General features: G+C 69.2%; 18 protein-coding genes and 1 pseudogene. 7 read left to right on the top strand and 12 right to left on the bottom strand.

The annotated features are described in order from the left end of the window. Nucleotides 1–29: 29 nt before the first annotated feature. Nucleotides 30–638: a TetR/AcrR family transcriptional regulator gene (locus Aco03nite_RS48020; RefSeq protein ID WP_307837687.1), complete on the top strand. Its 609-nt coding sequence runs from the start codon at nucleotides 30–32 to the stop codon at nucleotides 636–638. On the opposite strand, the gene Aco03nite_RS48015 is transcribed toward Aco03nite_RS48020, so the two are convergent. The 4 genes and pseudogenes from Aco03nite_RS48015 to Aco03nite_RS48000 form a co-directional block, all read right to left on the bottom strand. Next, entirely contained in the window at nucleotides 628–1503 is an 876-nt protein-coding gene (locus Aco03nite_RS48015; RefSeq protein WP_203809058.1) for a LysR family transcriptional regulator, read from the bottom strand. The genes Aco03nite_RS48020 and Aco03nite_RS48015 overlap by 11 nt on opposite strands. Nucleotides 1504–1554: 51 nt before the next feature. Continuing rightward, on the bottom strand, nucleotides 1555–1890 hold the full coding sequence (locus Aco03nite_RS53815; protein WP_275415992.1) for an alpha-L-rhamnosidase C-terminal domain-containing protein: 336 nt from the start codon (nucleotides 1888–1890) through the stop codon (nucleotides 1555–1557). Between the two features lie 21 nt (nucleotides 1891–1911). Then, nucleotides 1912–5244 (bottom strand): annotated as a pseudogene (locus Aco03nite_RS53810) (family 78 glycoside hydrolase catalytic domain); the annotation flags it as partial. Between the two features lie 607 nt (nucleotides 5245–5851). Beyond that, the gene (locus Aco03nite_RS48000; RefSeq protein WP_203809052.1) at nucleotides 5852–6163 is read right to left on the bottom strand and encodes a hypothetical protein; all 312 of its coding nucleotides are present in this window, start codon (nucleotides 6161–6163) and stop codon (nucleotides 5852–5854) included. 211 nt (nucleotides 6164–6374) lie between these two features. On the opposite strand from Aco03nite_RS48000, the gene Aco03nite_RS47995 reads away from it, so the two are divergent. After that, the gene (locus Aco03nite_RS47995) at nucleotides 6375–7604 is read left to right on the top strand and encodes a helix-turn-helix domain-containing protein (RefSeq protein ID WP_239146040.1); all 1230 of its coding nucleotides are present in this window, start codon (nucleotides 6375–6377) and stop codon (nucleotides 7602–7604) included. A 737-nt stretch (nucleotides 7605–8341) separates the two neighbouring features. Here Aco03nite_RS47995 and Aco03nite_RS47990 read toward each other — a convergent pair. Next, nucleotides 8342–9157: an SAM-dependent methyltransferase gene (locus Aco03nite_RS47990; RefSeq protein WP_239146039.1), complete on the bottom strand. Its 816-nt coding sequence runs from the start codon at nucleotides 9155–9157 to the stop codon at nucleotides 8342–8344. A 176-nt stretch (nucleotides 9158–9333) separates the two neighbouring features. Continuing rightward, nucleotides 9334–10101, bottom strand: a complete 768-nt coding sequence (locus tag Aco03nite_RS47985) for a TetR/AcrR family transcriptional regulator (RefSeq protein ID WP_203809050.1) — start codon at nucleotides 10099–10101, stop codon at nucleotides 9334–9336. Between the two features lie 112 nt (nucleotides 10102–10213). Between Aco03nite_RS47985 and Aco03nite_RS47980 the strand changes: the two genes are divergently transcribed. The 3 genes from Aco03nite_RS47980 to Aco03nite_RS47970 are packed head-to-tail and all read left to right on the top strand — an operon-like array spanning nucleotide 10214 to nucleotide 11374. After that, a complete protein-coding gene (locus Aco03nite_RS47980; protein ID WP_203809048.1) occupies nucleotides 10214–10948 on the top strand; it encodes an SDR family oxidoreductase in 735 nt (244 codons plus the stop codon). Continuing rightward, a complete protein-coding gene (locus Aco03nite_RS47975; RefSeq protein WP_239146038.1) occupies nucleotides 10948–11139 on the top strand; it encodes a hypothetical protein in 192 nt (63 codons plus the stop codon). The genes Aco03nite_RS47980 and Aco03nite_RS47975 overlap by 1 nt, the downstream gene beginning before the upstream one ends. A 28-nt stretch (nucleotides 11140–11167) precedes the next feature. After that, a complete protein-coding gene (locus Aco03nite_RS47970; RefSeq protein ID WP_203809046.1) occupies nucleotides 11168–11374 on the top strand; it encodes a tautomerase family protein in 207 nt (68 codons plus the stop codon). A gap of 388 nt (nucleotides 11375–11762) precedes the next feature. On the opposite strand, the gene Aco03nite_RS47965 is transcribed toward Aco03nite_RS47970, so the two are convergent. Together Aco03nite_RS47965 and Aco03nite_RS47960 are read right to left on the bottom strand one after the other, a co-directional pair. Next, the gene (locus tag Aco03nite_RS47965) at nucleotides 11763–12464 is read right to left on the bottom strand and encodes a type 1 glutamine amidotransferase domain-containing protein (protein WP_203809044.1); all 702 of its coding nucleotides are present in this window, start codon (nucleotides 12462–12464) and stop codon (nucleotides 11763–11765) included. Nucleotides 12465–12515: 51 nt separating this feature from the next. Further along, nucleotides 12516–13097, bottom strand: coding sequence for an RBBP9/YdeN family alpha/beta hydrolase (locus tag Aco03nite_RS47960; RefSeq protein WP_203809042.1), 582 nt, complete (start codon nucleotides 13095–13097; stop codon nucleotides 12516–12518). 86 nt (nucleotides 13098–13183) lie between these two features. Between Aco03nite_RS47960 and Aco03nite_RS47955 the strand changes: the two genes are divergently transcribed. Then, nucleotides 13184–13768 carry a TetR/AcrR family transcriptional regulator gene (locus Aco03nite_RS47955; RefSeq protein ID WP_203809040.1) on the top strand — a complete coding sequence of 195 codons (585 nt, stop codon included), beginning with the start codon at nucleotides 13184–13186 and terminating at the stop codon, nucleotides 13766–13768. 59 nt (nucleotides 13769–13827) lie between these two features. On the opposite strand, the gene Aco03nite_RS47950 is transcribed toward Aco03nite_RS47955, so the two are convergent. Beyond that, the gene (locus tag Aco03nite_RS47950; protein WP_203809038.1) at nucleotides 13828–14703 is read right to left on the bottom strand and encodes a sulfotransferase domain-containing protein; all 876 of its coding nucleotides are present in this window, start codon (nucleotides 14701–14703) and stop codon (nucleotides 13828–13830) included. Between the two features lie 13 nt (nucleotides 14704–14716). Beyond that, a complete protein-coding gene (locus Aco03nite_RS47945) occupies nucleotides 14717–15649 on the bottom strand; it encodes an NADP-dependent oxidoreductase (RefSeq protein WP_203809036.1) in 933 nt (310 codons plus the stop codon). Between the two features lie 64 nt (nucleotides 15650–15713). Between Aco03nite_RS47945 and Aco03nite_RS47940 the strand changes: the two genes are divergently transcribed. Then, nucleotides 15714–18230, top strand: a complete 2517-nt coding sequence (locus tag Aco03nite_RS47940; protein ID WP_203809034.1) for a helix-turn-helix transcriptional regulator — start codon at nucleotides 15714–15716, stop codon at nucleotides 18228–18230. A gap of 48 nt (nucleotides 18231–18278) precedes the next feature. Here Aco03nite_RS47940 and Aco03nite_RS47935 read toward each other — a convergent pair whose 3' ends face one another. Both Aco03nite_RS47935 and Aco03nite_RS47930 read right to left on the bottom strand, forming a co-directional pair. Beyond that, the gene (locus tag Aco03nite_RS47935) at nucleotides 18279–18434 is read right to left on the bottom strand and encodes a hypothetical protein (RefSeq protein WP_203809032.1); all 156 of its coding nucleotides are present in this window, start codon (nucleotides 18432–18434) and stop codon (nucleotides 18279–18281) included. A 90-nt stretch (nucleotides 18435–18524) separates the two neighbouring features. After that, entirely contained in the window at nucleotides 18525–19061 is a 537-nt protein-coding gene (locus Aco03nite_RS47930) for a transposase (RefSeq protein WP_203809030.1), read from the bottom strand. Nucleotides 19062–19315 lie beyond the last annotated feature (254 nt).

Raw genomic sequence — 19315 nt, 5'->3', positions numbered from 1 at the left:
ATCTCACAGTGAGGTTTTTAACAGGCTTTATGGTCGACAGTGCGGACTATAGGATGGCCTGCATGACCGAAGTCAGCGGCAGAGCGAGCCGTAACTCCGAACGGACACGCAGGGCGATCCTGGACGCAGCAGCACGACTCCTGGCAGAACGTGGCACCGCGATGTCTCTGGCAGACGTGGCCGCGGCGGCGAAGGTGTCCAAGAGCGGGCTACTGCATCACTTCGCCAACCGGGACGAGCTGATCCTCGCCGTTGCCCAGGACATCAACGAGCAGTTCCGCAACCATGTGATGCGCCATCTCGACCTGTCGGAGAACCGTCCGGGCAAGATGCTGCGGGCATACGTGCGCGCCCTGTGCGGCGGTGAGACCGATGCGGCCGAATACCTCGTCTCCACCACTGCCTGGAACGGCATCAGAGGAGTTCAGGGCATCGCCGACCTCATGGGCGAGGACCGGGACTGGTGGGACCAGCAATTCACCCTGGACGGCATGGATCCCGACATCGCTCACATCGTTCAGCGAGCCTGCGAGGGCATCGCCGCGGCGGCCGCCTTCGGTGACGAGACGCCCGAGAGGATGACCAGGGCTCGCAACCGTCTCCTGGCCATGACCGATTCCGCCCCACTCACCTCCTGAGCGCGGGGGCACTCGCCGCGACCAGCGTGCGGAGCCAGCGGTTTCCCGCGTCGTCGTGGTGTGCCGGGTGCCACCACATCGCCTCGTGCAGGTCGGGGATCAGGAACGGCGACTCCCGTACCGTCAATGTGCCCTGGGGTAACTGGTCGGCGAGGCGCTGCTGGACGAGGGCGACGAGATCGCCGGAGCTGCCGAGGATCATGGGCAGTGCGAGGTGGCTCTGCGCCAGCACGCTGATTCGGATGTGGTGGCCGGTCTCGCTCAGCCGGGCGACGGGTGCGAGCGGGATCCCGGAGCCGTGGTGCGCCGCCACCCAGCGTCGGGTGGTGAGGTCGGCGGGTTCGTCGTCGCCGGTCAGGCACACCCAGCGGTCCTGCCACAGGTCCGCCGAGGGGAAGCCGTCCAGGTGCCCGCGGGGCAGGATCACCAGGTCGTTGTCGCGCAGGATCGTTTCCGGATCGTCGTCGGCGTTGTCCAGGTGCTGACGGAACTCCACGGTGACTCCCGGCGCGGCACGCAGCGACGTGGCCAGGGCGGCGCCGATGACGGCCACGGCGTAGTCGGAGGCGATGACGGTGAACCGCCGGGTGCTGCTGCCGGGGTCGAAGTCACCCTGCACGGTCAGGACCCGTTCGGCGGCCGCGAGGGCTTCGGCCGTGCGGTGCAGCAGCAGTTCACCCAGGCGGGTCAGCTGCAGTTCACCGCCGGAGCGTACGAGCAGCGGGTCGCCGTAGTGGGTCCGCAGCCGGCGCAGAGCGGCACTCATCGCCGGCTGGCTGACACCCACGCGGTGCCCGGCGCGGGTGACGTTGCGTTCGGTGAGCAGTGCGTGCAGGGGTCTGAGCAGGTTGAGATCGATGTCCACTGGTGCTTCCCTGGGCTCGGGCCGGCCCGGTGGACCGGCCCGAGTGTTGTATCAGGCGGTGACGCGGAAGGAGTAGGTGCCGGAGCCGACCTCGTAGACCTCGGCGTCGAGCCGGTGGCCGGCGTAGCGCACACCGGTGGACTGGTGGGCGGGACGGTTGCCCTCGGTCACCTTGCCTTTCGCCGTGGCGGGCACGTACACGGTCGCGGTGGTGTTGGCCGGGATGGTCACGTCGAGCTTCAGGCTGCCGTCCTTAGCCTGGGTCCAGCCGGATCTGATCAGGCCGCGGACGGTGTCGACCGAGGCGGCGGCGTGCTCGACCCCGTACTGGCCGCCCGGCAGTGGCTGGATGGTGATCTTCGAGTAGCCGGCCGCGGCGGGTTTGATGCCGGCGAGTTCCTCGTAGAACCACTGCCCGATCGAGCCCTGGAACTGGTGGTTACGGGTGCGGGTCGTGGACTCCCAGTACTCGCCGACACCGGTGTAGCCGAGGCCGATGTGGTAGCCGTACGACGGATAGGTGGTCTGTTGCGCGACCTTGAAAAGTGCCTCTTTCGCGTACGGGACACCGGCGTGGGCGGCTTCGGAGAGCACCGGCCAGATCCACCGGATGCCGACGAACCCGATCATCGCGTGCCCGGTGCGGGTGACCGCCACGTCTTAGGCGAGCTTCTCCTGCAGGGCCCGCTTGTTCTTCTCCTCGACCAGACCGAAACCGATCGCCCACGCCTGGAAACCCTGCCGCAGTTCCTGGGTGGTGTTCTCGGCGTAGAAGCCGCGGGTGGTGTCCCACCAGCGGGCGTTGAAGTCCTTGCGGATGTTCTGGAACAGCGTTTCGTACTTGGTGGCGTCCCGCAGGTAGCGCGGGTTCCCGGTGTCGGCGTGCAGCAGCCGGGCTGCTTCGGCCGTCTTGGTGGCCAGGTACGCGGTGAACGCGGTCGAGGAGGCCGCCTGGAAACCGCCGACGTTGAGGTTGGTGCCCTCGGCGGCGTTGCCCTCGGCGCCGGTGACGAACGCCCAGTCCCCCAGGCCGGAGTTCAGTGTCCAGTCGTTGGATCCGTCCCACACGAACCAGCCACCCGAGCCCTGCTCGTACGGCCGGCCGCCCTGGATGTTGCGGTCCATGTAATTCGTCATGGCGTCGTAGGCGGTGCGGATCGGCTCCAGGTCGGCGTACCGCAGATGTCCTTCGGCCGGCACGACCTGCAGGAACGCGTCCCAGATGGGGGTGGCGCCGCCGCCGTCGGGCTTGAAGACGTTCAGCGACGGCGAGTTACCGCACGGCGTGTAGTCGTTCGGGTCGGTGGCCGGATCGGTGGGTGAGCAGTAGCCGTATCCCTGGGCGCCCGGGATGAGCAGGCCGATCTGGCCATTGGCCAGCTGGGAGTCGACCGCGTCACGTGCGGACTTCTGCAGCGACCGCTGGATGTCGAAGATGTTCGCGACGGTGGGCAGGATGATCTGCGCGTCTCCGGTCCAGCCGTCCTTCTCGTAGGTCGGGGTGTCCATCGAGTAACCGGCGATCCAGTCCCCGGCGACCGAACCGCGGACGTTGGCGTAGATCTGGTTGAGCAGCGGCACCGACGACGCGAAGGTCCCGATCTCGGTGAAGTCGGTGCGCAGCTCCTGCACTGAGGCGACGTCGACCTGCACGGTGCCCGGCAGGGCGGTGCCGTTCGAGCCGTCGATCTGCACCCATTGGAAGCCGGCGAAGTTCCAGTTCGGGGCGTACACCTCGGGCTGGGCCGCGGTGCCGGTGCCGTCGGAGACGTAATACTCCTGCTGCAGGTTCCCGGCCAGTTGCAACGCGCCGTCCTGCCCGGTCCCGGGAACGGTGGGGTCGTCCTTGGTGGTGTCGTCGTTACGGCGCTCGACGTAGACGATCCGGATGACCTGGCCCGGCTGGGCTCCCCAGATCTTCACGGTCGCCCAGCCGGTGCGCTGGCGGCCGGTGTCGAAGGCGTGCACACCGGTCGCGGGCGACCAGCGCGGGAACGGCCCGGCGTGCTCGCGGATCTTGGTGGTCGCCTCGGTCTGCTGGGCTACCAGCTGACCCTTCGGGCCGGCGACGGCACGGGTGTTCTTCCACGCCTTGTCCGAGAACCCGACGGTGTTCCAGCCGGGCAGCTCACGGCGTGCGTCGTAGGTCTCGCCGGTGTCGAAGTCGTTGTAACGGGTCGGCCCGTCGATGCTGGTCTTCCAGGTGTTGTCGGATCGGATCAGCTGCTCGGTACCGTCGGCGTACCGCACCCAGAGGTCGGCGCGCAGCGTCTCGAGGTTGCGCCACTGCGCCGTCTCGAAGCGGTGGTTGCTGGGCTGCGACTCCGAGTCGTAGCGCCCGGCGCCCAGTTCGGTCGCGACGACGTTGGTCCTCGGCGACCGCTTGTCCTGCTTGATGAGCTTGGTGACGTCGTCGGTCGTGTACTGGACGGTGTCCTCGTAGTCGGTGAAGCCGGGGTTCAGATAGGCGTCCTGGTCCGGTTTCTGTCCGTTGACCGTCGGCTGATTCCAGCCGAGGCCCACCGAGTAGAGCCGCGCGCTGGTGACGGCGCCGTGTCTGCTGACAGGCGCCACTTCAAAGGCCTTGCGCATCAGGTACGTCGGACGGATCGGCTTGCAGGAACCGGCGTTCGGGGAGCTGCCGGGCGGGCGGCGGATCTCGGTGGGCGTGGTGGTGCCGGTCACCGGGGTTCCGGCCGGTTGGGCGGCGGCGAGCGCCGGTCTGATCGTCACTCCGGTGCCGGGGCTGGTCACCGCGGTGCCGGAAGTTGCCGCCGTGGTCAGCGCGGGGGTGATGCCGATGCCGGTGCCGAGGCTGCGGATCGTGGTGCCGACGGCTGCCGCGGCGCCGAGGGGCTCGCTCAGGGTGATGCCGGTGCCGGTTTCGCCGGCGGTACCGACGGCGGTGACGACGCGGATCTCGGCGCCGATCAGCACGGACACGCCGACGGTGAAGCCGTTGACGTTGTTCACCTTGACGTTCGTCGCTCCGGCGTCGGCGGCGGCGGCCAACGTGCGGGCCTGGCCCTGGGCTGTGCCGACCGTGGTGATGGTGCCGGTCTGCTCGCCGATGGTGATGGGCGCGCCGGTGGTGAAGCCGTTGACCGAGGCCACGAAGAGGGTGGTCGAGCCGGTGGCCGCCGTGGCTGCCAGGACGGTGCTGGTGGCCGCTGTGCCGGCCGTTTCGACGGTGACGGTCTGTGCGGTCTCACCGGCGCCGATGACGAGACCGCCGCCGACGGCGATAGCCGAGGTGGAGGCGACCTTGATGTTGGTCGTACCGGAAGGGGCGGCTTGCGCGAGGGTGGTGCTCGCCCGCAGACAACAGGCGTCGTCGGAGGCGCCGTCGGCGGGGGTGGGAACAGTGACCGGGCGTGGCTCGCCGGAGATCCACTGACCTTTCCAGTCGGAGGCGTCGAGGTAGGCGGTTTCGAACCATGCCGGGGCCGCCCACCGGGTGGTATTCGGGGTCTGGGATTGGACGCTCCAGTAATAGCGGGTCCGCGATTTCAGGGCCCGGCGTCCGGCATAGTCGGCGGAGGTGTCACCGGAGACCACGAGGCCCGAATCCCAGACGTCGCCCTTTCCGGCGGCCGCTTTGGCTGCGGTCGTCGCGACCACCAGCCGGAATTTGCGCTGGTGGACAGCGCGTTGCGAGGAGCTGAGAATCCAGGAGAACGTGGGCTGCGGATCGTCGATACCGAGCGGCGACGGGCTGGCGTTGACCTCCAGCCGACCCACCGTCGTAGCGGACGACGCGCCGGCTCCCCCGCTCGGAACTGAGACTCCGGCGATGACGAGCGCCGTCACCGCAGCGAAGGACATGCCCCTTCGCCTGCTGGTATGTGTTTTCACAAGGCTTCCTCCCGCGTGAGGGTAAGGGTGTCCCCACTAGGTTTTGAATCGATTCAATCGAATAGCGGATCGAAGTTGTGTGGTACCCGGCCGTTAACCGCAGACTTTAGGGTTCGAACATTGCCCGACGCCAGAGGCTGTCCGAAATATCCAGGAAACAAGTTCGAAACCATAATCGGCGCCTATGATGGCATAATACTTGTCAATACCTTTAATGCAGCACCCACGGGATTCGAGGCGTCTGCCCTGCCGATTTTGTATAACCAAGATTCCGGCCGTGAAAGCATCGGAAAAGCTCTCAACGATACGGGCCTAATTGCCCTCCACAGCGAAATCCAGGCCTGGCGATCCGGGGCGATCATTTCGGCCAGCCAGCCGCGGTCGACGTGCTTGACGGCCTACTGTCGGGCCCGCCAGCGCCAGCGGTGTTCGTCCTGGCGCCGGCCATCCTCGGCGACAGCGCCACCGCGCGGTATCCCGGTATGTCGCTGGGTCAGTCCTCGGCAGGGTCTTCACCGGGGGCCGGCATGGCGCAGCGGCTGGACAGGAACACCGCGATCTGGGTTCCCGACTTGGTGGTCGTCAGTGACGCGGTGTGGCCGATGGTGGGCTGGCGGGCGTCGAGCTGGATCCGGGTGCCGTCGGCGAAGCTGCTCTGGCTGGTGAACTCCCAGCCCTGGGCGGTGAGCGCGGCTTTGATCCGGTCGAAGGCGGCGGCCAGGTCGTCGGCGGTGACGGTGACGGTGAAGCCGGAGCTGAGGTACCAGCGTCCGTCGTCGGCGGTCTCCCCGCCCGGCCGGTGCACGGCAGCGGGTCGGCGCGCTGCAGGGTCATCTCGGCGCCGACGGCGTCGGCGATCGTGCGGGAGACGGTGTCGGACTGCTGGGTGACCTCGGCGAGGGTGCGGGTGGGCGCTTCTGTGTGTCCAGAGGATCGTTCATGTGGCGTACCGTCGAATTAGGCGGCCGGTTGTAGCGGCCGGCCGCCGCACCCTGACCGCTACCAGGGGAGCGCCGATGGACCCGTACGCCGATCCGCTGGCATTCGGCCAGCGACTTCAGATTCTCCGCGTGCGCCGGGGACTTACCCGAGACCAGCTCGGTGCTCTGGTGGGCAAGTCCGGATCGTGGATCAAGGGGTTGGAGACCGGCCGTTTGAAGACACCGAAGCTGGAAGTCGTTCTCGCCCTCGCCGAGTCGCTTCGGGTGCACAACGTGGCCGACCTCGCTGGTGACCAGTCGCTGCACGCCGATCTGTTCGTCGGTCCGGGTCATCCGCGCCTCGCCGCCGTCAAGGCGGCGGTGGACGCCTTCCCGGTCGCCGCGGTGCAGGAGGCGTCATCGATCGCTCACATTCGTGCGCGGCTGGCGCGTGCGTGGTCAGCGCGGCACTCGGCGCCCAACCATCGTGAGGTGGTGGGTGCGTTGCTGCCGGGCCTGCTCCGGGACGCGCAGATCACCGTCCGGCAGGCCGACACCGGCCCGGAACGGCGAGCGGCGCAGGCCGTGCTGGCCGAGGTCTACTCGCTGAGCCAGTTCTTCGTGTCGTACCAGCCGGACGCCGCCCTGCTGTGGCGGGTGGCCGAGCGCGGCATGGTCGCGGCCCAGGAATTGGAGGACCCGCACGCGATCGGCATGGCCGCGTGGTTGACCACCCAGGCACACCGCGACGCGGGGCCGGCGCACTTCGATGCCGCCGACGCGGTGAACCTGGCGACGCTCAGATACCTGGAACCCCTGATCCGCGATGAGGAGGTGCCGCCGGACGTACTGGCGATCACCGGGGCGCTCACCTTCGAAGCCGGCTACACCGCCGCCCGGCGTGGGGCGACCGGCACCGCCTGGAGGTATTGGGAAACCGCCCGCGCGATGGCCGGCAAACTGTCGGAAGGCTACTACCATCCGGTCACCTCGTTCTCGCAAGCGATCATGGGGGCTCACGCGGTGACGGTGGCTGTGGAGCTGCGTCAGGGCGGCGAGTCGGTTCGGCAGTCGGCGGCGGCAGACGCGGTGACCATTCCGTCTCGTCCGCGGCGCGCCCGACACCGGGTCGAACAGGCCCGGGGCTACCACCTCGACAGGCAGCCCGACGCCGCATTGGCCACTCTGGAAAAGCCAACGAGGCTGCGCCCGAAACCATCAAATACAACGGGTTCGCCAAGCGGATCGTCCTCGAAGAGGCCGAGTCCAAGAGCCCGGCCCGGCGCCGGCGCGCATCCGAACTCGCTGTCAAAATCGGCCTGCTAGCCGCATAGGTAGGGGGCACAAACTGTGCCCCCGGCTGCTCCCGCCCGCCCTTAACTTCGATCACAGCGGCGGCAGGCTTGGACCTTCCGACACTTCCAGGCCCGTCGCTGTCCGAAGCGCCGGGCCGGCCACTTTCACGTTCCCTCCGGGGAACCCACTTCTGGGCCGGTGTCGCCCGAAAACCGTGAGACGGCCAGCCCCGTCGATCCGGAATCAAATGCTCCCTTTCGTCAACGATGGGTGGTCGCCACGATGCCTGAGGATTCGATTCGCTTGATGGGTGCCGGCGAGCTTGCCGTCTGTCTCGGCGGTATCAGCCGCCAGCGCGTCTCTCAGCTGGTCAGGCGGGCCGGCTTCCCGGCACCGATCGCGCGCTTGAACCAGGGCAAGGTCTGGGATGCCGAGGAGGTGGAGGCCTGGGCAAGCGCCCACCGACCTCACCCGGACACCGATACCCCGTCTCATATGACGCCCTCGGAATAGTGACCGGTCAGCCGGCCGCAACCCAGCGTGGCGGCCGCTGGCAGGTCGTCGCTTCACAGAACTCGCGCCTGGCCTCGCACGCCGGCCAGCAGGTGCTCGACGACCTCGCGGCCCGATCTGCTGTTTGAGAAAGGGCTGATCAGCTCGCGGGCGACCCGGAGAGAGCAGCGACTACCGCACCAGGCACGAACGCACCCTGCAGGCCGCCGGCCCCGGCGAGCTGACACACCCACGACGCTGGTGAGCCCGGCCGGTCAGGGCTTGCGGCCGACCGCGGTCCACACGTTGATGTCGGTGCGCTCCGGGATGTTCGCGCCGGGCTCGGGGCGCCACTCGCTGGCCGGCACCACGCCCGGTTCGACCAGTTCCAGACCTTCGAACAGAGCGGCGAACTCGTCGTACGGCCGGGTCCACACGTCGGAACGCCCGCTCCGTACCAGATCCTGGTAGAGGGCCTGCTGCTCGGGAGTACCGAAGTCGGAGGTGGCGTGCGTGGCCACCAGGTAGCTCCCGGGCGGCAGCGCGTCCAGCAGCCGCCGCACGATCGGCTGGGCGGCCCCGTCGCCGTGCACGAAGTGCAGCACCGCGATCAGCATCAGCCCGACCGGCTGGGTCATGTCCAGGGTGTCGGTGAGCGTCGGATGCCGCAGGATCGACTCCGGATCGTTGAGGTCTGCCTCGATGTAGGCGGTGTGCCCCTCCGGGCTGCTGTTCAGCAGGGCCCGCGCGTGCACCATCACCAGCGGATCGTTGTCGACGTAGACGACCCGGCTCTCCGGGGCGTGCCGCTGCGCCACCTGGTGGGTGTTGTCCGCGGTCGGCAGGCCGGTGCCGATGTCGAGGAACTGCCGGATGCCGGCCTCGGCGGTCAGGAACCGGGCGGCCCGCTGCAGCAGGGCCCGGTTGGCGAGCGCGCCCAGCCGTACTTTCGGGAAGTGCTTCTCCAGTTCGTCGCCGGAGGCCCGGTCGGCGGCGAAGTTGTCCTTGCCGCCGAGCCAGTAGTTGTAACGCCGGGCGGGATGCGGCTTGGTCGGGTCGATACCCGGGGCGGCTGCGCTGCTGTCGTTCACGTGATCATCCAACAACGACAGTCCGGATTACGCCAGACGCTGTTCGATCGACTGGTGGACTTTCTTCGACGGCCACACCGGCACGGCCCGGATCGGTTCGGGGCAGGCCCGCGCTTGCCTGGGTGCGGGTTCGTCTGCGGCCGAGGTCTATTCGTCCGGGCTGGTTGCCTTCCCGGTCAGGGGGTTTCGTCGAGACGTTCGAGCCAGTGGTCGAGCAATGCCGCCTCGACCGGCGCGAGCTTGTCGGTTCCGGTGAGGGTGAGCTGAGCGCGCAGCTGCCACGCGGCGGTCCGCATCGGCGACGTCCGGCTGGGCGGGCCTGGATCCGCCGGCCTACTGAGCACCGCGGCGAAGATCGCCTCCCGGGTACGATCGGACAGAGCCGGGTCGTCGAACAGGTGCGGTTGGGCGATGTGACTCAGGGCGACACCGATGTTGGCCGGCAGAATCAGCTGAGCAGCCAGCCGCGGCGTGGTCGCGAGTGTGCCCGTGGCGGCACAGCGCAGCAGTGTCGCCTCGAGCAGCTCCAGAATCCGCCGGTAGGCGTTGGACGCGGAGTGCGGCCGGGGCACGAACATCAGCTGGTAGACGGCGGGGTTCTCGGCGGCGAAGGACATGTGGTCGCGCCACCCGGTGTGAAGGTCTTTGACGGGGTCGTCGGAAATCTCCAGGGCTTGCTTACGCCGGGCGTAGCGCTCGAAGGCATCATCCGCGACGGCGTCGAGCAGGCCGTTCTTGTCGCCGAAGAGCCGGTAGAGCACGGGTTGGGTCACACCGGCCTCGTCACACACGGCCCGGGTGGAGATGTCACCTTCTCGGGCTGAGGCGATCTGACGCCGGGCCGCCTCGACGAGAGCTCCGCGCACCATGGCGTCGTTTGCCGTCCCTGTGGCGCCGCTGCGGCGACGTCGTCCGTCGGTGGCAGCTTCATTCCGCTCTCGCATGAAATCAATGATACGTCACATCGCTAGCGGCGATTCGGGCGTCGTGCTAGCTTCGTCTTATCAGCGATACGGTGAATACATAGCATCACTATGAAGCAGGAAGGTGAGTGTCATGGCAGGTCAACGGGTAGCCGTCGTCACCGGCGCGTCACGAGGCATCGGCCGCGCGATCGCGACCACTCTCGCCGAGGCCGGGCAAGCCGTCGTCGTTGGTTATGCCGGCAATGGAACGGCGGCGCAGGAGGTGGTCGACCAGATCACCGCCGCCGGGGGCCGAGCGATCGCCGAGCAGGCGGATGTGGCCGACGAGCACGACGTGTCGGCGCTGTTCGCTGCCGCTACCGAGGCCTTCGGCGGGGTCGATGTCGTTGTCAACTCCGCGGGACGGCTGGCGCTCTCGCCGATCGCCGACCTCGATCTCCACGCCCTCGACGAGTTGCACCGGACCAACATCCGCGGGTCCTTCGTCATTGCCCGCGAGGCCGCTCGCCGCATTCGGTCCGGCGGCGCGATCGTCATGCTGTCGACCTCGGTGGTCGGTCTGCAGTTCCCCGGCTACGGCGCGTACGCCGCCAGCAAGGGAGCGGTCGAGGCCATGACGTTGATTCTGGCCCGGGAACTCCGCGGCCGCGATGTCACGGTGAACGCGGTCGCGCCCGGGCCCACCGCTACGAAACTCTTCCTCGAAGGCAAGGACGAGCAGACGATCGAGCGTCTGGCCAAGCAGCCGCCGCTGGAGCGGCTCGGCACCCCCGCCGACATCGCCGAAGTCGCTGCCTTCCTCGCAGGCACGGGCGGACGATGGGTCAACGGCCAGGTCGTGCGCGTCAACGGTGGCATCATCTGATGGCCTCCGACCGGAAAGCCATCCCGGTCACCGGCGAAAGCCTGCCGGACGACCGTCGCCCCTTCCGGACCCACGTCGATCCGAGCCGCGACGGCAGTGAGGTCGTCTCCGCCGTGGCCGACCGCATCCGGGCCGAGTTCTACCACCGACTTGGCATCGAGGGCCTGTTGCCCTTGAATGCCTCGCTCTGAAAACCACCACCGAGCAAGGAGAAACGCCATGCCATTCGCCAACCTCAAGGTTCCGGCCGAGACCCTGACCCCGGAATCGAAGAAGAAGCTCATCGACGCTGTGACCGACGCGTACGCCGATGTCTACGGCGAGCGCGCCCGCGCCACCACGCTGGTCCTGGTCGACGAGGTCGTCGAGGGCGGCTGGGGCCTCGGCGGCAACGTTCTGACGGCCGAAATGCTCGGCCGCAGCTGATCCGGCGCGGCGTGCGGCCGGAGCAATCCACCGACCGCACGCCGTTTTCGTCGACGAGGAATCCAAACGGGGCGTCCCCGGTAGCGGCGGTGCCCCGTACTGGTGCTCGCCATGCCGGTCGGCCCGGATGAGGAGGTTCAAGACGAACAGCGCCGCATCGGTTCCCGGCCACGCACGGTCGGCGACCACTTCGCCGTCGAACAGCCGCTTTTGGTCGCCGGCGGCGCCGGCGGTGTTCCCCGTCCCCGTTCTGGACATGCTGCATCAGACAACAGTCGTGATTGCTGTCCAGGCCTGGGTTCGTCGCCGGGTCGCGGACCTGCGTCCCGGAGTCCGGATTCACGATCCAGTTCTGGGGGACATTGCTGCCGCCGCACCCACGGCCGGCTCAGGCGAGCGCCTTGAGGACCTCGTCCGCGAGCGGGGCCGCGGAGGCCGGGTTCTGCCCGGTGTAGAGGTTGCGGTCGGTGACGGTGTGCGGCTGGTAGCTGGCGCCTTCGACGTAATCGGCGGCCAGTTCCTGTTCCAGGCGGTCCTGTAGGAGCCACTTGGCCTGGTCGGACACTCCCCCGAGGGCCTCCTCGGCGTTGCTGAAGCCGGTGAGGCGGTACCCGTGGAACGGCGAGGCGCCCCGGGTGTCGACGGTGGCCAGCAGGGCGGCCGGGCCGTGGCAGACCAGGGCCAGGATCTTCCCGGATTTCAGGGTGCCGGCGAGCAGCTTCGCGGAGGCGGTGTCGGAGGACAGGTCTTCCATGGGGCCGAAGCCGCCGGGGTAGAACACGGCGTCGTACTCGGTGAGGTCGACGTCCTCGATGGGCATCGGCTTCGCCAGTTCGGCCGCTTCCGCGAGCGCGGCACGCATCCGGATGGCGTTCTCCTCGCCGCCGGCGTACTCGGGCCTGAGGCTCAGTTCGTCGACGGTCGGCGACACGCCACCGGGGGTTGCGGCGGCGATGTCGTAACCGGCGGCCTTGAACTTCTCGTACGGGAGGACGACCTCCTCCGCCCAGAAGCCGGAGGGGCGGCGGGTGCCGTCCTTGAGAGTCCAGTGGTCGGCGGCGCTGATCACGAAGAGGATCTTCTTGGTCATGATGAGTCTTTCCTGAAGATGAGGGGAATGCGACCGGGCAGGGGGTCGCCGTCAGCTCTTGCCGGTGATGTCGAGGACGAGACGGACGGCCTCGGGCACCTCGATGTGGTCGTCGGGGCCCGCACCGAAGTGGCTGCCGCCGGGCAGGACGGTGCCGGTGGCGCCGAGCTCGGTGACGTGGATGGCGACGTGCTCGAACGGGTCGGGCGTCAGCACCGGGTCGTCGGCGGCGGCCAGCACGTGGAAGTGCCGGGCCGACCGGCGGATCGTCGCCCAGTCGAAGGGCTCGGTGAAGAACTCGGCGAGGGCGTCGTAGCCGACCTCGTGTGCGGGCGCCGCCACGAGCACCACGCCAGCGAAGACTCCGTCGCGCTCGGGATCGTGCTGCTCCAGGAACCGCAGGATGTTGACCGCGCCGATGCTGTGCCCGACCAGCACGGTCTCGCCGGCCGGGGTGGCCAGTGCCCGCTCGGCGAATGCGGTCCGCCACGGCTGCAGCCGTGGGGTCTGCGCGTCGGGCAGGTTCGGAACCTCGACGGTGTGGCCGCGCTGCTGGAGCTGCTCGCGCAGGTACGGGTACCAGACGCTGTGCTCGTCGTTGCCGTAGGCGTGCGAGATGACGATGGTGCTCATGAGGTTCTCCAATCGAAACGCGACGTCGCGTTTCGATTGACCGTAGCATAGGTTGGAGCCCGGACAAGGACGTGATCGACGCGGGGATGTGGGCTTTGGCACGTACGGGTGGGCGCGTTCGCAGCACCGAGGCGCACGGCGCGGTGCTGACGGCGGCAACGGAACTACTGGAGGAGCACGGCTACCAGGCAATCACCATCGAGGGCATCGCCGAGCGTGCGGGGGTCGCGAAGAGCACCATCTACCGATGGTGGAGTTCCAAGCCCGCCCTGGTCATGGAGGCGTACACCACCACCGTGGCGCGCCGCATGCCCGAGCCGGACACCGGATCTCTCGCCGGTGACCTGACCGACTTCGTCGAGCACCTGTACCAGGGGGCTCGTTTCGCCCCGCGCGTGCGCGCCCTGCGAGGGTTGATGGCCGAGGCGCAGCTCGACGCCGGCTTCGAAGACCCCTTCCGGGCCTGGGTGCAATCACGCCGTGACGTGGTACTACGGCTGCTGACGCGGGCCCGCGAACGGGGCGAGATCCGCACGGGTGCCGACCTCGACCTCGCCGTGGACCAGATCTTCGGCGTCTTCTGGTACCGGTTGCTCGTCGGACACCTGCCGCTGGACGCATCAGCAGCCGCCGATCACGTACAGCAGCTGCTCGCCGGTTTCAAGAAGTAGGTGGGCCTGGATGCGGTGGTCGGCCGGACCGGCCCGGCCGACCACCGCGGCATCCTCAGCTAAGGGCGGTGCAACCAGGTGTAGAGCTCGGTGGGCAGCTCGGCGCGGGCCCGGTCGTGATACCGAGCGAGCTCGTCGTCGCTGAGCAGGCCGGTCCCGTCACCGGACCGGCCGCCCCGGAAGAAGGCCTGGCTGCTCTTCAGCGGCTGACTGGGAACCAGCTCGTCGGCCCGCTCGGCCATCCGCTTGAAGGAAGCCGCCTCGACCAGGGCCGGCCAGCGACTCTGCGGCACCTCGACACCCAGGCGCTCGGCGATCCGGCGCATCTCCCGCTCGAGGTCGTCGGACAGGTCGGCGTAGTGCACCAGGACGACACCCGGGTCGTCGCGCCGCTCCCAGACGGTCCGGATCATGCGCAGCTGACTGGTCAGCGTGGACTGCTCCGGCGCCGACGGGTCGTTCTCGGCGATCCAGGACGTCAGGTAGTCGTGCGCGCTTCCGGTCGGGCTGGGATCGTACGACGGCGGCAGCCCGAGACGGGTCATCAGCGCGGGGAAGTCGATGTTGCGAAGGTGGTGGTACCACGAGACGGCCGCGTCCAGGGGGTGTCGCACCCCGGCCACCACGGTCATCCCGGGTACGACCGGGATGCCGTCGATCGGCGTGTGCGACTTGATGACCCGCCGGTGCTCCTGGGCCTCCAGCGCGGAGACGACGTCCTCGACCGGGCTGTCGTTCGACTCCAGCCAGGGAGACAGTGCTCCCAGCCGGGCCGGCAGTTCCCGATCCTGGAAGAGGAGCAACGTGCAGATCGTCTGCAGCCAGGAGGTCCCGGACTTCACCGGCGCCGAGATGACGATGTCGTCGGCACGCAACGGCAGGGCGGCCCAGCGGCGGCTGTCATAGGTGACATCCGCGTACACAGCAAGGTTCACTTCTTCTCCATATCTAACTCAGTTCCAGAACGATCCGTCCGGCGACGCCACCGTGTTCGAGTCGGCGGTGTGCCTGCGCCGCGTCCTGCATCGCCAGCACCTCCGCGACGACCGGCCGCAACACGCCGTCGTCGACCGCCCGGGTCAGGGCCGTCAGCTCGGCCGTTCCCGGGTTGTTGGTGAAGGCCACAATTCCCGGCCGGAGGGTCGAGACGAACGACCGCACCAGGTGGTCGGGATCCATGGCGAGCGCGATCAGGCGTCCCCCGGGCTTCACGACCTTGCGGTACGCCCCGAAGTCCTTGCCCACCAGGTCGAGAACGACGTCGAAGGTGCCGAGCCCGGCCACCTCCGTCGTCCGGTAGTCGAGGGCGACGTCGGCGCCGAGCCCGGAGACGAGCCCGAGATGCTCGGCCCGGGCCAGCGCCGTCACGTGCGCCCCGAGTTTCCGGCCGAGTTGCACCGCCAGCACGCCGGCGCCACCGGCGGCACCACGAACGAGCAGGCGGGTGCCTTCACCGACCGGGATCTTCCCGGTCAGCGCGCGCAGGATGGTGGTGCCGGCAGCGGGCAGCGCCGCCGCCTCGGTCAGGCTGATGGACGCGGGCGCGGGTGTCACCAGAGGTGCGGGCACGGCGACCAGTTCGGCAGTGCTGCCCACCGTCAGATGCGGCATCACACCCCAGGCCCGTTCGCCGGCCCGCGCCGGGTCGACCCCGTCACCGACCGCCTCGATCACGCCGGTGAAGTCGGCGCCGATCCCGCGGGGCAACGGGCCACGCAACACCCGGCGGAGCTTTCCCGCACGGACGTCGAGCTCGACCGGGTGCACCCCGGCCGCATGCACCCGCACCAGCACCTGCCCTCGCTGTGCCACCGGCTCGGGAATGTCGACGGGGCGCAGCACCTCGGGTGGGCCGTACCGGTCGTATCTGATCGCTCGCACGGGATCAAACCGTACGGAGACCGGGCGTTTGCAGGTATCAGTCGCCTGACTGCATCATGCAGTCATGATCATTGGGCGGGCCGCGGAGCTGCACAGGTTGACGGCCGGCGCCGATCCGCTGCTGCTGGTGACCGGAGACCTCGGCTCCGGCAGGACCACCATGCTGGAGCACACGATCCGCGCGGCGAAGGACGCCGGTACCCGGGTGCTCCGTGCGGTCGGCAGCGAGGCGGAGTCGGTCCTGCCGCACGCGGCCCTGCACCAGTTGCTCCGGCAATCACTGTCCGTGGTGGACCCCTTCGCCGTCGGCCTCGCCGTACTGGATGCACTGACCCTGCTGCAGCCCGTGCTGATCGCTGTCGACGACGCGCAGTGGATCGACCGGGCCTCCCTCGACGCCCTGGCCTTCGCCGGCCGGCGCCTGAGCGGCACCCGGGTGCGGATCGTGATCGCGCACAGCGGAGAGCCGCCGGTTCAGGGATTCCCCGCTGTCACGCTCGGCCCGCTGGATCCGCGCGCGGCCGCGCAGCTTCTGGACCGCCAGCCGTCCGCCCCGACCGGCCCGGACCGGTCCGAGATCCTCACGCAGGCCGACGGCAACCCCCTGGCTCTGATCGAATTCGCCCGTACGCCGGCCGTCCTCGCCCTGGGCCCGTTGCCGGTTTCCGAGCGGTGGCACCGGCACTTCGCCCCGCGCGTGGCGGAGCTCACCGGTCGTGAGCGCGAGACCCTGCTTCTCGCGTACGCGAACGGGGAAAGGACCGGCCCCGCCTGGGCACACCACCCGCTGGCCAGATCCGTCGTCTATCACGGCACCGACCCGCAGGAGCGTCGTGCCGTGCATGCCGCGCTCGCCGCGACGCCGGGGCTCGAACCCGACCGCCGTGCCTGGCATCTGGCCGCCGCCAGTCCCGGGCCTGACGCGACGGTGTCGGCAGCATTGGAGCAGACCGCGGACCAAGCCCGCCGCAAGGGCGGCCATGCGGCGAAGGCCAGGGCGCTGCAACACGCCGCCGCACTCGCTCCGGAGCCGGCGGAGCGGGTGCGGCTGTTGATCCGGGCGGCGCAGGCGGCGGTGGCCACCGGGGATCTGATCTGGGTGGAGAGCCTCGCCGATGCCGTACGGGAACAGACCGGCGACCCGCACCTGCTCGCCCAGGCCGCACTCCGGGTCGGCATGCTGGCCGGCATGACGAACCGGCACCCGGTCGTCTTCCAAAGACTGGTCCGAGCCGCGGTTCCGCTGCTCGACCTCGATCCGGTCGTCGCCGGAGACCTGCTGGCCGCGGCCACCGTCGTGCGTTACCAGTCCGGTGACGACGAACAGGGGCGCCGGCTGCAGGCGCTGGTGTCCGCCCTGGGCCCGACCCGTCCCGGCCTGCGCGAGTGGCTCGCCGCTGTCGGTGACCCGCACCCCGTCGCGGGGCGCGGTGACCTGCTCGCTGCGCTTCCCGGTCCGGGTGAGGAAGGCTGTGCGCTGCCCGAGTCGCTCAGCCACTCCGCCGTCATGGCCTGGCTGCTGGACGAGACCTCGGTGGCCGTACGGCTCTTCGACGAAGTCGCGCAGAGGCCACCGGCGCACGGCTCCCCGGTGGACTGCCTGGGCGGCGCGGCGCCGTACGCCTACCTGGAGCGAGGCCGCTGGCAGCAGGCCCTCGACGCCTGCGACCTCGTCACCGCGACCGGGAACGCCCTCGGCCTGGATCACGCGGTCGCCACAGCGGCCGTCGCCGAGGCGACCGTGCTGGCCCTGCGCGGCCGGACCGATCAGGCCCGCGCCCGTGTCGCCGACGGCCTCGCCCTGATCGACCCGTTGGAGAGCCGAGCCGTCGCGGTGTCCGCCCGGCGCGCGCTCGGCACCGCGGCCATCGCCGACGGCGACTTCGCCGGCGCGTGGGAACAGTTGCGGGGCGCCTTCACCGCCGACGGCTCCCCCGTGCACTACCACGTCAGTTTTCCGCTGCTCGCCGACCTGGCGGCGGCCGCCACACACACCGGCAACCACGAGGAAGCCGCACGGATCGTCGAGCGCAACGCGCCGGGCATGGACAGCCCACGTCTGCAGGCGATTCTGCACCGGGCCCGGGGCCTGCTCGCCGGTCCGGAACAGGCGGAGAAACACCTGCGGGCGGCCCTCGCGGATCCCACCGTTCGTCATTGGCCGTTCGAGTACGCCCAGGCCACCCTGGATCTCGCCGAATGGCTACGCCGCCGGCGCCGGATCACCGAGGCCCGCACACCGCTCACCGAAGCCCTTGCCCTCTTCGACCGTCTCGGCGCCATCCCGTGGTCCGACCGTACCCGTGCCGAGGCCCGCGCCGCCGGACTGACCACCGACCACCCGCGCGGTCCGGCCGCAGGTCCCGGCGCCGCCGTCGGCGAGGCGCTGAACACGCTCACTCCGCAGCAACGCGAGGTCGTCCGGCTCGCGGCCCGAGGGCTGTCCAACCGCGAGATCGGCGAACACCTCTACCTCTCGCCCCGCACGGTCGGGTCACACCTCTACCGCAGCTTCCCCAAGCTCGGCATCACCACCCGCACGCAGCTCATGTCCTTGGAGATCAATTCACCGGGGGCGTGAGGCAGCTGCCGGCAGACGGTGCGGGCACGCCAGCCGGCGTTCTCCACCTCAGAGTTCCGCGCGTGACCAGGCAGACCAGAGCGCGGCGTAGATGCCGCCGTGGGCGATCAGCGCGTCGTGTGTTCCGGTCTCGACGATCGTGCCCGCGTCGAGCACGGCGATGCGGTCGCAGGCGCGGGCCTGGCTCAGGCGGTGGGCGACCACCACCGCCGTGCGGCCCTCGATCAGGGTGGCCGCCGCCTGTTCCAGGTCCAGCCGTCCCGGCCGACCTGTTCGGCCCAGCGGGCCCGCACGTCATCGCCTTTCGGGAACCGGTACGAATCGATACGGGAGCCGTAACGTTCGGTCCAGCCGGCATCGATCAACGGTGTCAGCCATCCCGGCGCGGCCGCGGCCAGGACCTCCAGGGCCGCCCGCAGAGTCTCGCCGACGAACTCCATCCGGTTCAGCGCCCGCACCGCCGCGAGAACATGCGTGGAATCGGTGCGCTGCCGGCCCTCGGCCCGCAGCAGACCGTGCTGCGAGCACCGGTCCAGAACGACGTCGAGGACCCTCTCCTCGATACCGTGCTTGATCAGCCGGGCCCGGAAATCGCCGAGCAACGTGAAGTCGAAACCCGGGATCGTCGAGCTCCAGCCCGAGCAGATACTTCCAGTCCATCCTGGCCCGAACCTGGTCAGCGGCCCGCCGATCACTGAGCCCTTCGGCATACTGCAACACCGACACCAGCGCCAACGCCCCCGGCGACGCCGCCGGACGACCACCCGCCGGGAACGCCTGCGCGAACGTCTCATCGACGAAGACCGGGCCCAGCGCGTCACGGATCCGCATGGCCAGAGTTCCCTTCGGGAACGACGCCCGGACCACCCGCGCAGTCCACTCCGGCACCCCACGGTCATCCCACGACTGCAGCGACACACCCAACCCTTTCCACCCGATCAACCCGACAATCATGCCAACAGGCGGAATCAGGCACTTTGATCATTCGCCAACGGAGTCCTTCAGGCCGGAGAGGAAACGAACTCCTGCGGAGCAGGTCAGGAATAGCTGATTCGCCGTCAGGGCGGATCGGCGTGCACCCTGAC

The sequence above is a fragment of the Actinoplanes couchii genome, assembly GCF_016862075.1.
GTDB lineage: Bacteria > Actinomycetota > Actinomycetes > Mycobacteriales > Micromonosporaceae > Actinoplanes > Actinoplanes couchii.
This window is presented reverse-complemented; position numbering and strand designations above follow the sequence as displayed.